Below are 11,920 nucleotides of genomic sequence, written 5' to 3' on the forward strand. Positions count from 1 at the left end.
CGGTGCCGGGCGACCTGGAGCTGGTCGACGACGGCACCGGCGGCACCGTCGTCATGCTCGACGGGCACCCGCAGTCGTACGTGCAGCTCGACAACCCGCGGCTGCTCGTCTTCGAGTACGTCCAGTTCCTCGCCGCCGTCGTCGACTCGCTCCCCGAGGGGCCGCTCGCCGTCACCCACGTGGGTGGCGCCGGGCTGACCCTGCCGCGGTACGTCGCGCACACCCGTCCGGGGTCACCGCAGATCGTCCTCGAGCCCGACGCTGCGCTCACCGAGCAGGTGCGCGCGGCCCTGCCGCTCCCCCGCGGCCACCGCATCCGCGTCCGGCCGGTCGACGGGCGCACCGGACTCACCGCGCTCGCCGACGCCAGTGCCGACGTGGTCGTCGTCGACGCGTATGCCGGGGGCCGGGTGCCTGCCGAGCTGGTGACCACCGAGTGGTTCACCGAGGTCCGACGGGTGCTGAAGCCCGACGGCGTGCTGGCGATGAACACGACCGACGAGCCGGCGCGACGGCACCTGGCCCGGCTGCACGCCTCGGTGCACGCCGTCCTGCCCCACACGGCCGCGATCGCCACGTCCGAGGTCCGCAAGGGCCGCCGTTTCGGCAACACCGTGCTGGTGGCGAGCGCGCGACGGCTGCCGATGGACCAGCTCCCCCGGCGGGTCAACATGACGGCCTTCTCGGCGACCCTCGTGTCGGGCCGCGAGCTGCTCGGGTCGCTCGGCTCCGCCCGCCCGTTCACCGACGCGGACGCGGAGCCGACGCCCCAGCCGCCCGTCCTCGACCGGTGGCGCGTGCGCTGACCGGCCTGCGCCCGGCAGGATGGACCCGTGCCCGACCTCACCCTGCCGCCGCCCCGCACGCCCGACCCCCACGACGCCCCCGCGCTGCGGTGGGGTGTCATCGCACCGGGCGGCATCGCCCGAGCCTTCACCGAGGCCGTCCACACCCGCTCCGGCCAGCGGGTCGTCGCCGTCGGGTCGCGCAGCATCGCGCGGGCGCGGGAGTTCGCCGGTGACTTCGACGTCGCCACCGCCCACGGCTCGTACGAGGACCTCGTGGCCGACCCCGACGTCGACGCGGTCTACGTCGCCTCGCCCCACTCCGAGCACCGCGAGCACGCGCTCCTCGCGCTGGGCGCCGGCAAGCCTGTCCTCGTGGAGAAGGCCTTCACCCGCAACGCCTCCGAGGCCCGTGAGGTCGTCGAGACCGCGCGCAGCGCACGGCTGTTCGCGATGGAGGCGATGTGGACGCGGTTCCTGCCGCACGTCGACGTCGTCCGCCGGTGCCTCGAGGACGGCCTGCTCGGCGAGGTGCACACCGTCTTCGCCGACCACGGGCAGAAGCTGTTCCCCGATGGCCCGCAGCGGCTGTCCGACCCGGCCCTGGCCGGCGGAGCCCTGCTCGACCTCGGCATCTACCCGGTGTCGTTCGCGTCGTTCGCCCTCGGCGCGAAGGGCGAGTTCCGGTCGGTCACCGCGCACGGCACCGTGACCGACACCGGCGTCGACGGCCAGGAGGGCGTGGTCCTCGAGAGCTCGAGCGGCGCCGTCGCCTCCGTCCTCGCGACGATGCTCACCAAGACCGGGACCACCGCCAGCATCTGCGGGACCCGCGCCCGCATCGACATCACCGGCGACTTCTACACGCCCGGCGCGGTCGTGCGACTCACCTCGCCCGACCACGAGGTCCTCGACGAGTACACCTCTCCCGAGCGGCAGGTCGGCCTGCACCACGAGGCCGTCGAGGTGGCCCGGCGCATCGGCGCGGGCGAGCTCGAGTCGCCGCTGCTGCCCCTGGACGAGACCGTGGCGATCATGGCCACGCTCGACGAGGTGCGCCGCCAGGTCGGGGTGTCCTACCCCGGCGAGTGAGCCAGCAGGCTGGCGTCTCCCCTCCCTGCGGGCGGACCGTCAGGCCAGCGGCATGAGCGGGCCGAGGTCGGCCCGGTGGCCGCTGACCCGGAGGCGGCCCGACTCCCACGCCTGGCCCCACGCGAGCGCGCCCGTGGCGACCTCGAGCCAGGTCTGCGCGTCGGTCTCGACGACGTTCGGCGGGGTGCCGCGGGTGTGGGTCGTGCCCTCGACGCACTGCACCGCACCGAACGGCGGCACGCGCACCTCGACGCTGCGACCGGGTGCGACCGAGGCGAGCTCCTCGAGCGTGTAACGGACCGCGGTCGCGAGGTCGGTGCGTGCCGTGGCGGTGCCCTCCGAGCGCCACACCCCGACGGCGTCGCGGCCGGCGGGCACGGGGACTCGACGACGCGGCGGCATACGGGCATCGTCGCACGGCGCGACGACGTCAAGGCAGCCGGTCGCACCCGCAGGCACACGATGGGTAGTTCTACCCATCGACCGTTCCCGGCGTCCCCCCTAGTGTTTCCGGTGGGGACACCACTGGGGACGAACGGCCCGGTCACGCGGGGGGACGCGTGACCGGGCCGCTCGGTGTCCGTGCTCAGCCGGGGAGGGTGAACCAGACGCTCGCGCCACCGGCGGCGGAGTCGTCGATGCCCATGAGGCCGCCGTGCGCCTCGACGATCCGGCGGCAGGTGCTGAGCCCGATGCCCACGCCGTCGACCGTGCTCGAAGCCCGCTCCATCAGCCCGAAGACGCGATCCCGGTCCTGCGGCTCGACGCCGGGGCCGTTGTCGTCGACCGCGACCCGCCAGCCGTCACTGATCTCGTCGCACGCCACCGAGACGACCGGCGCGACGCCCGACGCGGCGGTGAACTTCACGGCGTTGGCGAGCAGGTTCTGCAGGAGGGCACGCAGCAGGGTCTCGTCGCCGGTGACCTCGGGCAGCTCGCCGACCCGGACCGTGGCACCGCTGTCGGTGAGCCGGGCGTCGAGGTCCTCGACGACCGCCGCCACGACCGCACCGAGGTCCACGGCGGTGCGACGCGCCCGGCCACCCACGCGGGCGTACTCGAGCAGGTCCACGACGAGGGCGTTCATCCGGTCGGCGGCGAGCTCGGCCCGCGACAGCGCCATCGTCGCGAACGGTGCGTCGGCCAGCTCGGGGCTGCTGGAGGCCAGCTCGAGGAACCCGCGCAGCGCCGCCAGCGGGTTGCCGAGGTCGTGGCTCACCTGCCCGGCGAACCGGGTCAGCTGCTCGTTGGACCTCGTCAGCTCACGGTGGGTGCGGCGCAGCTCGAGGACGTCGACGACCTGGGCGGCGAGCAGCTCGAGCGAGCGCGCCCCGGCGTCCGAGAGGTCGCGGGCGTCCTCGTCGAACACGCAGAGGGTGCCGATGGGTATGCCGCTGGGCGTCACGAGCGGGCTCGAGGCGTAGAAGCGGACCTTGCCGATGACCCCGGTCACGAACGGGTTCCGCGCGAAGCGGTCGTCGACGCGGGCGTCGGGGACGACGACCTGCTGGCCGCCCTGGAAGACCTTCGCGCACATCGAGTCCTCGCGAGAGCAGACCGAGGCTTCCATGCCCACGGCCGCCACCTGGTGCTGGTGGCGGTCGTCGATGATGTTGATCGCGGCGGTCGGCACGTCGCACACGGCGGCGGCGAGCTCGACCAGACCCTGCAGGTCGGCCTCCGGTGGGCGTCCGACGACGTCGTACGCCGCGATCGCCTGGCGCCGTGCCAGGTCCTGGGCCGTGCTCACGCCTCTCCCTCCGGACAGCTCCGCCTAGAGCGGACATCCACCCCTGGAGAGGACATCTACCCCGATGGAGGGATGTTAGCGACCGAACACCGCGGGCAGGGTGCCGGTGTGCGCATCCCGGAGCGCTTCGTACGAAACGCTGAACTGCCCTTGGACATCGAGGCCGTCGGTCTGGTCGTCGACGACGCCGATCCGGGCGTGCACCTGGCCACGCGCGGTGCACATGTCGGTGAACCGCACCTCCTCCGAGCGCGGCACGGCGACGACGGCCCGGGCGGTCGACTCGCTGAAGAGGGCCGTGAACGCGTCGATCCCGTCGCGCTCGCAGACCTCCTCGAGCCAGATGCGCGCACCCACGCCGTGGCGCAGGGTGGCCTCCGCGAGCGCGATGGCCAGGCCACCGTCGGAGAGGTCGTGCGCGGCGTCGACGAGCCCGTCCCGGCTGGCGTTGACGAGGATCTCGCCGAGCAGCTGCTCGGCCTCGAGGTCGACCACGGGCGGGTGGCCCCCCAGGTGGCCGTGGACGACGTGCGCCCACTCGCCGCCGTCGAGCTCGTCGCGGGTGGTACCGAGCAGGTAGATGACCTGGCCGGGCGTCCTCCACCCGCTCGGGGTGCGGCGCGCGACGTCGTCCATGACGCCCAGGACGCCGATGACGGGCGTCGGGTGGATCGCGACGTCCCCGGTCTGGTTGTAGAAGCTGACGTTGCCGCCGGTGACCGGGATCCCGAGCGCCTTGCAGCCCTCGGCGATGCCCTTGACCGCCTCGCGGAACTGCCACATCACGCCCGGGTCCTCCGGCGAGCCGAAGTTGAGGCAGTCGGTGACGGCCAGCGGGGTCGCCCCCGCCGTCGCGACGTTCCGGTAGGACTCCGCGAGCGCGAGCTGCGCCCCGGCATACGGGTCGAGCTTGGCGAACCGGCCGTTGCAGTCGGTGGACACGGCGACGCCGCGCCCCGTCTCCTCGTCGACGCGGACGACGCCGGCGTCGTCGGGCATCGCGAGCGCGGTGTTGCCGAGCACGTAGCGGTCGTACTGGTCGGTGACCCAGGACTTGTCGCAGAGGTTCGGCGAGGCGAGCAGGGTGAGCAGGTCGGCAGCGACCGCCTCGCCCGTGGCGGGCTTCGGCAGCAAGCCGGCGCCGTTCTCCTGCAACGCGTCGAGGTATGCCGGGCGCTCGAGCGGCCGGTGGTACGTCGGGCCCTCGTGGGCCACCGAGCGCGGCGGGACGTCGACGACGACCTCGCCGTGCCACGTGATGACGAGGTGGTCGCCGTCGGTGACCTCTCCGATGACGGTGGCCTCGACGTCCCAGCGGTCGCAGATCGCCATGAACTCGTCGAGCTTGGCTCCCGGCTCGACCACGGCCATCATCCGCTCCTGGCTCTCCGACATGAGGATCTCCTCGGGCCGGAGGCTGGCGTCGCGCAGCGGGACGAGGTCGAGCTCGACCTGCATGCCGCCGTCACCGTTGGACGCGAGCTCGCTGGTGGCACAGGAGAGCCCGGCACCGCCGAGGTCCTGGATGCCGTCGACGACGCCGGCCTTGTACAGGTCGAGGCAGCACTCGATGAGCACCTTCTCGGCGAACGGGTCGCCGACCTGCACGGCGGGGCGCTTGGTCGGGCCGCCCTCGTCGAAGGTCTCCGACGCGAGGACCGAGACGCCGCCGATGCCGTCGCCGCCGGTCTTGGCGCCGAAGAGGATGACCTTGTTGCCGACGCCGGACGCCTTGGCGAGGTGGATGTCCTCGACCCGCATGGCGCCGACGCACAGGGCGTTGACGAGCGGGTTGCCCTGGTAGCAGTCGTCGAAGACCACTTCGCCGCCGATGTTGGGCAGGCCGATGCAGTTGCCGTAGCCGCCGACGCCCGCGACGACGCCGGGCAGGACGCGCTGGGTGTCGGGGTGGTGCAGGTTGCCGAATCGCAGCGGGTCCATGACGGCGATCGGGCGCGCGCCCATCGACATGATGTCGCGGATGATGCCGCCGACACCGGTCGCGGCGCCCTGGTAGGGCTCGACGTAGGACGGGTGGTTGTGCGACTCGACCTTGAACGTCACCGCCCAGCCGTCGCCGATGTCGACGACGCCGGCGTTCTCACCGATGCCGACGAGCAGCTTCTCGCGCATCTCGTCGGTGGTGTTCTCGCCCCAGAGCGAGAAGTGGACCTTGGAGGACTTGTACGAGCAGTGCTCGGACCACATGACCGAGTACATCGCGAGCTCGGCGCTGGTCGGGCGGCGGCCGACGATCTCGCGGATGTTGGCGTACTCGTCGGGCTTGAGGCCGAGCTCGGCCCACGGCTGCTCGACCTCGGGCGTCTGGGCTGCGTGCTCGACGGTGTCGACGGCCGGGCGGTCGGAGGGGCGGCCGGTGGTGGTGCTCATGCGTTGACAACCTGCTTGAGGATCGAGGTGAAGAAGGGCAGGCCGTCGAGGCTCGGGCCGAAGCCCTCCTCGACGCAGTGCTCCGGGTGGGGCATGAGGCCGACGACGTTGCCGCGCTCGTTGGTGATGCCGGCGATGTCGCGGTAGGAGCCGTTGGGGTTGCGGCCGCCCTCGGGCACGACGTACCGGAACACGACGCGACCCTCGCCCTCAAGCTCGTCGAGGGTGCGCTCGTCGGCGACGAACCCGCCCTCGCCGTTCTTGAGGACGATGGTGATCTCCTGGCCCTGCTCGAAGTCCGAGGTCCAGGAGGTCTGCGCGTTCTCGACCCGCAGTGTCGTGTCCACGCAGTTGAACTTGCGGTGGTCGTTGCGGACCAGCGCGCCGGGCAGCAGGTGCGACTCGGTGAGCACCTGGAAGCCGTTGCAGATGCCGAGCACCGGCAGGCCGCCCTGTGCCGCCGGCACGAGCTGGTCCATGACCGGGGCGAAGCGGGCGATGGCGCCGCAGCGCAGGTAGTCGCCGTAGGAGAACCCGCCGGGGAGGATGACGGCGTCGACGCCCTTGAGGTCGGCGTCGCCGTGCCAGAGGCTGACCGGCTCGGCGCCGACGGCGCGCACCGCGCGGGCGGCGTCACGGTCGTCGAGCGACCCCGGGAACGTGACGACCCCGACCTTCACTGGTCGGGGTCCTCGTCGGCGCGCAGCTCACGGACCGAGACGACGTCCTCGATCACCGGGTTGGACAGCAGCTTCTCGGCTGCCTCCCGCGCGGCGGTGAGGTGCTCGTCCGTCACGTCACCGTCGACGGTGAGCACGAAGCGCTTGCCCTGCCGCACGTCGGTGAACTGGTCGAAGCCGAGCCGGGGCAGTGCCCCGCCGACGGCCTGGCCCTGGGGGTCGAGGATCTCTGGCTTCAACATGACGTCGATGACGACGTGGCCCATTCGGGTGTCTCCTGGGACGAGGGGAGGATGCCAGGGCCGAGTCTATCGGCGCCGCTGACCGGGTATGCCGCGCGGTCCGCCGGGTGGGCGACGCCGGGGGTCCGTCGGGTCGCGGAGCACGAACCTCTGCTAGCAGAGGTTCGTGCTGTCAGCAGAGGGTCCACCCTGCGCTGAGTGCGCCAAGCCCTGCTAGCAGAAGTTCCTGCGAGGGGCTCGGAGCGGCTGGGAGCGCAGGTGAGCACGCGGCATACCGGGCGAGGCGGCCGCTCACGGATGAGGACGCGGCATACGGGGTAGGGGGCACCCACGACGCCCCCGAGGAGAGGTACCCCCATGCCCAGAGGAGTCCTGGTCGCCACGTCCCGCTGGCCGAGCGAGCTGGTGCTCGTCAGGCACGGGCAGAGCCTCGGCAACCTCGCCGACGAGCAGGCACGCGAGCGCGGGGCGCAGCGGCTCGAGATCGAGCTGCGCGACGCCGACGTACCGCTGTCCGACACCGGCAAGGAGCAGGCGGACGCCGTCGGGCGACTGCTGGCGGAGCTGGGTACGGACGACCGGCCCGACGTGGTCGTGTGCTCGCCGTACCGGCGCGCCGCCGAGACGGCGGAGCGGGCGCTGGCCGGCGCAGCCCGGTCGGGGAACGGCGCGTCCGGGGTGGCTGGTGGGTCCGGGCCGGCCGGTCCCGACGACCTCGTGGTGGACGAGCGGCTGCGCGAGCGCGACCTCGGAGCCTTCGACCGGTTGACCTGGCGCGGCATCGAGGCCGAGTACGCCGCCGAGGCGCAGCGGCGCAGCCACGTCGGGAAGTTCTACTACCAGCCGCCCTCGGGCGAGAGCTGGTGCGACGTGACCCTGCGTGTCCGCTCGATCCTCGCCGACCTGCGCGAGGGGTACGAGGGGCGGCGGGTCTGGCTGTTCACGCACCAGGCGGTGATCATGTCCTTCCGGTACGTGCTGGAGGACCTCACCGAGGCCGAGCTGCTCGACATCGACAAGCGCGAGCGGCTGCCGAACTGCTCGGTGACGAGGTACCGGGCGGGCGACCGGGCCATGGAGCTCGTGTCGTTCGCGGACACCGACGCCGTCGACCGGTTCGGGGCCGAGCACACCGAGGAGCCGAGCAAGGGCGAGCGGAGCGGCGAGACCGCGGCGGGGGTCCACGGAGATGGCTGACCCGGCCGCCGGCGGCAGCGATGGGGCGGCCGAGCGCGTCACGCCCGCGCTCCTGCGGCAGTGGCCGCTGCCCGAGCCCGGGAGCGACAAGGAGTCCCGCGGTCGGGTGCTCGTCGTGGGAGGCACCTCCAGCACGCCGGGCGCTGTCCTGCTGGCCGGCGAGGCGGTGCTGCGCTCGGGTGGCGGCAAGCTGCAGGTGGCCACGGCCCACGAGGTCGCCGCTGCCCTGGCGGTCGCGGTCCCCGAGGCGCTCGTGCACCCGCTGCCGACCGACTCCGGCGGTTCGCTCACGCCGGAGGCTGCTGACGAGCTCCTGGAGCTGGCGGACGGAGCCGACGCGGTGCTGGTGGGGTCCGGCTTCTCCGACGTCGACGCGACGCTGTCGCTCCTCCAGGCCCTGGTCCCGCGCCTCGAGGCGCCTCTGGTCCTCGACGCGGTGGCCTCGGCATACCTCGGCAAAGGCGGTGGAGACGTGCACCACCTGTCCCGCGGCTGCGTCCTGAGCGCCAACGTCGACGAGGTGGCGCTGACGCTCGGCGTCCCGGTGGAGGACGTGGGCCATGACCCGGCGGGCGCGGCGAAGGCCCTGGCCTCGCGCAGCGGCGCGGTCGTGCTCTGCGGCGGCTCCACCAAGACGGTCGCGTCCCCCGACGGGCGCGTGTGGTGGACGGACGCCGGCGGACCGGGTCTCGGAGTCTCCGGGTCCGGCGACGTGCAGGCCGGCATCGTCGCGGGACTGCTCGGTCGGGGCGCGGAGCCGGAGCAGGCGGCGGTGTGGGGCGCGTACCTGCACGGCAAGGCCGGGGACGAGCTCGCCGAGCAGGTGGGCACGGTCGGCTTCCTGGCACGGGAGGTTCCGGGGGTCGTGCCCTCGCTCCTGCACGAGCTGACCAGCCGGGACTGAGCGTTCCAGGGCCCGGCGGCGCACCCCCGCCAGTGGTTTCGCCGCCTCGGCTCGGGCCCTGGGCTCGGCGCCCACCCCGCCGGCGGTGCCACACTGACAGCGAGGTGAGGCCGATGAGGACACGACGACGGATGCAGGTGGCGGGCAACCGCATCGGCATCTGGATGTACCGGCGCTGGAACGGGCGTGGCATGGGAGGCACGGACGAGGCTCCCGTCGTCATGCTCACCGTTCCCGGCCGCACCAGCGGTCTCGACCGCCCGACCTGCGTCCGCGCGCTGCGTGAGGGCGATGGCTGGCTGGTGTGGGGCACGGGGAGCGGCAGCCCCACGGACCCGCAGTGGTTCCGCAACGTGCGGGCCGCGCGAGAGGGCTGGGTCCAGGTCGGGAGCCGGCGCCTCCGAGTCCGGCTCGAGGAGCTGACGGGCGTCGAGCGGGACGCAGCGTGGCAACGCGTGCTATCAGCCCTTCCCTCGGTGGCGAAGTACGAGCGGAAGGCCGGTCGGACCATCCCGGTGGCACGCGTCGTCCCACGAGAGGACTAGTCGGAAGTCGTTGCGCGCCAAGCAGATCCAGCCTCCCGGGGCGGGCCCCACTGTCGGTGGTCGCACCTAGGTTTGCTCCACCGAGGTCGTCCGGCTGCTGGGAGTGCTGTCCGCCAGCGTCGACGCGCACCTCGTGACGGCCCTTGCCGAGGCGGGTCGCCGCGGCCTCGGGTCCGGTGAGGGCTGGGGCCGGCTCGACTGGGCGCGGGCCCAGGCGCTGCTCGCCCGGGAGCGCGCGCTCGCCGAGGCGCAGACGGTGGCCGATGCCGCGGACGACCTCCGGCTCGGCGACGTCGTGGCCGGCGCGACGCGAGCGGCAGCGGTCGACCGCAGCGGCGAAGGGCTCGATCGCGTGGTGCCGGTGGCCAAGGCCGCCCAGCTGGTGCGCTTCCACCGGTCGTTCCGCGGCATGGCGGACGCCCGGGTCCTCGACGCGGTCACGAGCGACCTGCTCGACGGCGCCAGCGGACCCGGAGGCCTGCCGGAGAAGGTGCTAGCGGTGGCGGTCCGGCACACGAGCGACCTGCTGCGACCTGACCGGTTGGTCGAGCACGACGCGGCGGTGCGTCGGGCGCACCGGTCCCTCGTCAAGGGGCCCGGACCCATGGGCCTGTCGCGGTACACGCTGCTCCTCGACGAGGAGGGCGCCGCAGTCGTCGACGCCGCGGTCGACGCACTCGCCCGGCCGCAACCCGATCCGGAGACCGGTGAGCACGACCCACGCACACCCGCCGCCCGTCGGGCCGACGCCCTGGTCGACCTGGTGCTGCGGGCCGTCCAGGCACCGGACGGTGTCCCGCGCCAGGCGAAGACGAGCCTGGTCGTGACCGTCGGCCTCGACGTCCTCGCGGACCGGTGCCGGGGGTAGGGGTTGATCCCCACCGGCGACCTCGTGACGGCCGACACCGCGCGCCGCCTCGCGTGCGACGCCGAGGTCGTCCCGGTGGTGCTCGGTTCGCGGGGCGAGGTGCTGGAGCAGGGCCGGGCGACGCGGCTGTTCGAGCGGGGGCAGATCAGGCACCTGTGGATGCGCGACGGCGACTGCAGCTTTCCCGGCTGCTCGCGACCGCCGGCCTGGACCGACGCGCACCACCTGGTGCACTGGGCCGACGGCGGGGCCAGCGACGTCACCAACGCCGCACTGCTGTGCCGCGCCCACCACACCGTGGTCCACCAGTTGCGGTATGCCGGTGCGGTCGTCGACCGTGGCTCCGGGCCCCGCGTGGAGTGGGACCTGACCTACGGGTCCTATGACGACCGGCTGGAGGCGCTGCGCCGGTCAGGCGCCGTCCCATGCTGGGCGGACCCGGCCGACGACCCGCCGCGACGATGACCCCGCCCCGCACCCCGTCCGCCACGACGGGGCTCGAGCCGTGCCCGGGCGCCCAGCGCCCGCCAGCTGCTTGCCTCAGGACGCGATGAAGGTGCGTCCGGTCAGCCGCTCGTAGGCCTCGATGTACTTGGCGCGCGTGCGCTTAAGCACGTCCTGGGGCAGCGGCGGCGGAGCCTCGCCCGACGCCTTGTCCCAACCGCTGGCCGGCGACATCAGCCACTCGCGGACGAACTCCTTGTCGAACGACGGCTGCGGGTGGCCCGGCTCCCACTGGTCGGCCGGCCAGAACCGCGACGAGTCGGGGGTCAGCACCTCGTCGGCGAGGACCAGCTCGTCCCCGTCGAGCCCGAACTCAACCTTGGTGTCCGCGATGAGAATGCCCCGCTCCGCGGCGATCTCGTTGCCCCGGGCCAGGATCCGCGTGGTCAGGTCCCGCGCCCGCGCGGCGAGGTCCTTGCCCACGGCGGCCTCGACGTCGGCATACGGCATCGGCTCGTCGTGCTGGCCCTCCGGCGCCTTGGTCGACGGCGTGAACACCGGCTCGGGCAGCCGCGAGCCGTCCACCAGCCCCTCGGGGAGCCGGATGCCGCTCACGTGCCCGTCCGCCTGGTACTCGCGCAGGCCGCCGCCGGTGAGGTAGGCGCGTGCCACGCACTCGACGGGCAGCATCTCGAGCCGGCGAACGAGCACCGCCCGCCCGGCGACCTCGGCGGGGACGTCGGTGGAGACGACGTGGTTCGGCACCAGGTCCTCGAGCTGCTCGAACCACCACAGCGACAGCTGCGTGAGGACGGCGCCCTTGTCGGGCACCGGCGTCTCGAGGATGAAGTCGAAGGCCGAGAGCCGGTCGCTGGCGACCAGCAGCAGCTGGTCGTCGCGGGCCTGCCCGGTGGCGGGGTCCAGCGGGGCGTACAGGTCGCGGACCTTGCCGGAGTAGACGTGGGCGTAGCCGGGCAGCGCCGGCGGCGAGTCGAGCCGGGAGGACGTCATGTCCGCCATCC

At 73.3% G+C, this 11,920-nt stretch carries 13 protein-coding genes; 7 read left to right on the forward strand and 6 right to left on the reverse strand.

Annotated features, from left to right (window positions below):
• Positions 1 to 2: 2 nt before the first annotated feature.
• Entirely contained in the window at positions 3 to 806 is an 804-nt protein-coding gene (locus J2X64_RS06885) for a fused MFS/spermidine synthase (protein WP_310151476.1), read from the forward strand.
• Between the two features lie 27 nt (positions 807 to 833).
• Positions 834 to 1,877 (forward strand): Gfo/Idh/MocA family oxidoreductase, encoded by a 1,044-nt coding sequence (locus J2X64_RS06890; RefSeq protein WP_310151479.1) that lies wholly within the window; start codon positions 834 to 836, stop codon positions 1,875 to 1,877.
• Positions 1,878 to 1,916: 39 nt separating this feature from the next.
• Here J2X64_RS06890 and J2X64_RS06895 read toward each other — a convergent pair whose 3' ends face one another.
• From J2X64_RS06895 to purS, 5 genes are all read right to left on the reverse strand, one after another.
• Positions 1,917 to 2,279 carry a sterol carrier family protein gene (locus tag J2X64_RS06895; protein ID WP_310151482.1) on the reverse strand — a complete coding sequence of 121 codons (363 nt, stop codon included), beginning with the start codon at positions 2,277 to 2,279 and terminating at the stop codon, positions 1,917 to 1,919.
• Between the two features lie 184 nt (positions 2,280 to 2,463).
• Positions 2,464 to 3,627, reverse strand: a complete 1,164-nt coding sequence (locus J2X64_RS06900; protein WP_310151484.1) for an ATP-binding protein — start codon at positions 3,625 to 3,627, stop codon at positions 2,464 to 2,466.
• 75 nt (positions 3,628 to 3,702) lie between these two features.
• Complete coding sequence (gene purL / locus J2X64_RS06905; protein WP_310151487.1) at positions 3,703 to 6,018, reverse strand: phosphoribosylformylglycinamidine synthase subunit PurL; 2,316 nt, start codon at positions 6,016 to 6,018, stop codon at positions 3,703 to 3,705.
• Positions 6,015 to 6,698, reverse strand: coding sequence for a phosphoribosylformylglycinamidine synthase subunit PurQ (gene purQ, locus J2X64_RS06910; RefSeq protein WP_310151490.1), 684 nt, complete (start codon positions 6,696 to 6,698; stop codon positions 6,015 to 6,017). Before purQ ends, purL begins: the two co-directional genes overlap by 4 nt.
• On the reverse strand, positions 6,695 to 6,964 hold the full coding sequence (gene purS, locus J2X64_RS06915; RefSeq protein WP_310151493.1) for a phosphoribosylformylglycinamidine synthase subunit PurS: 270 nt from the start codon (positions 6,962 to 6,964) through the stop codon (positions 6,695 to 6,697). Before purS ends, purQ begins: the two co-directional genes overlap by 4 nt.
• Positions 6,965 to 7,297: 333 nt before the next feature.
• Between purS and J2X64_RS06920 the strand changes: the two genes are divergently transcribed.
• From J2X64_RS06920 to J2X64_RS06940, 5 genes are all read left to right on the forward strand, one after another.
• Positions 7,298 to 8,137, forward strand: coding sequence for a histidine phosphatase family protein (locus tag J2X64_RS06920; protein WP_310151496.1), 840 nt, complete (start codon positions 7,298 to 7,300; stop codon positions 8,135 to 8,137).
• A complete protein-coding gene (locus J2X64_RS06925; protein WP_310151500.1) occupies positions 8,130 to 9,041 on the forward strand; it encodes an NAD(P)H-hydrate dehydratase in 912 nt (303 codons plus the stop codon). Before J2X64_RS06920 ends, J2X64_RS06925 begins: the two co-directional genes overlap by 8 nt.
• A gap of 113 nt (positions 9,042 to 9,154) precedes the next feature.
• Positions 9,155 to 9,586: a nitroreductase/quinone reductase family protein gene (locus tag J2X64_RS06930; RefSeq protein WP_310151503.1), complete on the forward strand. Its 432-nt coding sequence runs from the start codon at positions 9,155 to 9,157 to the stop codon at positions 9,584 to 9,586.
• 103 nt (positions 9,587 to 9,689) lie between these two features.
• Entirely contained in the window at positions 9,690 to 10,454 is a 765-nt protein-coding gene (locus J2X64_RS06935; RefSeq protein WP_310151507.1) for a DUF222 domain-containing protein, read from the forward strand.
• Positions 10,455 to 10,457: 3 nt separating this feature from the next.
• Positions 10,458 to 10,919 carry an HNH endonuclease signature motif containing protein gene (locus J2X64_RS06940; protein WP_310151509.1) on the forward strand — a complete coding sequence of 154 codons (462 nt, stop codon included), beginning with the start codon at positions 10,458 to 10,460 and terminating at the stop codon, positions 10,917 to 10,919.
• A 75-nt stretch (positions 10,920 to 10,994) separates the two neighbouring features.
• On the opposite strand, the gene J2X64_RS06945 is transcribed toward J2X64_RS06940, so the two are convergent.
• Positions 10,995 to 11,909: a phosphoribosylaminoimidazolesuccinocarboxamide synthase gene (locus J2X64_RS06945; RefSeq protein WP_310151513.1), complete on the reverse strand. Its 915-nt coding sequence runs from the start codon at positions 11,907 to 11,909 to the stop codon at positions 10,995 to 10,997.
• Between the last annotated feature and the right edge of the window lie 11 nt (positions 11,910 to 11,920).

Source organism: Phycicoccus sp. 3266 (assembly GCF_031456495.1).
Lineage (GTDB): Bacteria > Actinomycetota > Actinomycetes > Actinomycetales > Dermatophilaceae > Pedococcus.

Coding starts and splice junctions, on each gene's coding strand:
- J2X64_RS06945 (WP_310151513.1), bottom strand. CDS start 11,909: ATGACGTCCTCCCGGCTCGACTCGCCGCCGGCGCTGCCCGGCTACGCC.
- J2X64_RS06895 (WP_310151482.1), bottom strand. CDS start 2,279: ATGCCGCCGCGTCGTCGAGTCCCCGTGCCCGCCGGCCGCGACGCCGTC.
- J2X64_RS06925 (WP_310151500.1), top strand. CDS start 8,130: ATGGCTGACCCGGCCGCCGGCGGCAGCGATGGGGCGGCCGAGCGCGTC.
- purS (WP_310151493.1), bottom strand. CDS start 6,964: ATGGGCCACGTCGTCATCGACGTCATGTTGAAGCCAGAGATCCTCGAC.
- J2X64_RS06920 (WP_310151496.1), top strand. CDS start 7,298: ATGCCCAGAGGAGTCCTGGTCGCCACGTCCCGCTGGCCGAGCGAGCTG.
- J2X64_RS06930 (WP_310151503.1), top strand. CDS start 9,155: ATGAGGACACGACGACGGATGCAGGTGGCGGGCAACCGCATCGGCATC.
- purL (WP_310151487.1), bottom strand. CDS start 6,018: ATGAGCACCACCACCGGCCGCCCCTCCGACCGCCCGGCCGTCGACACC.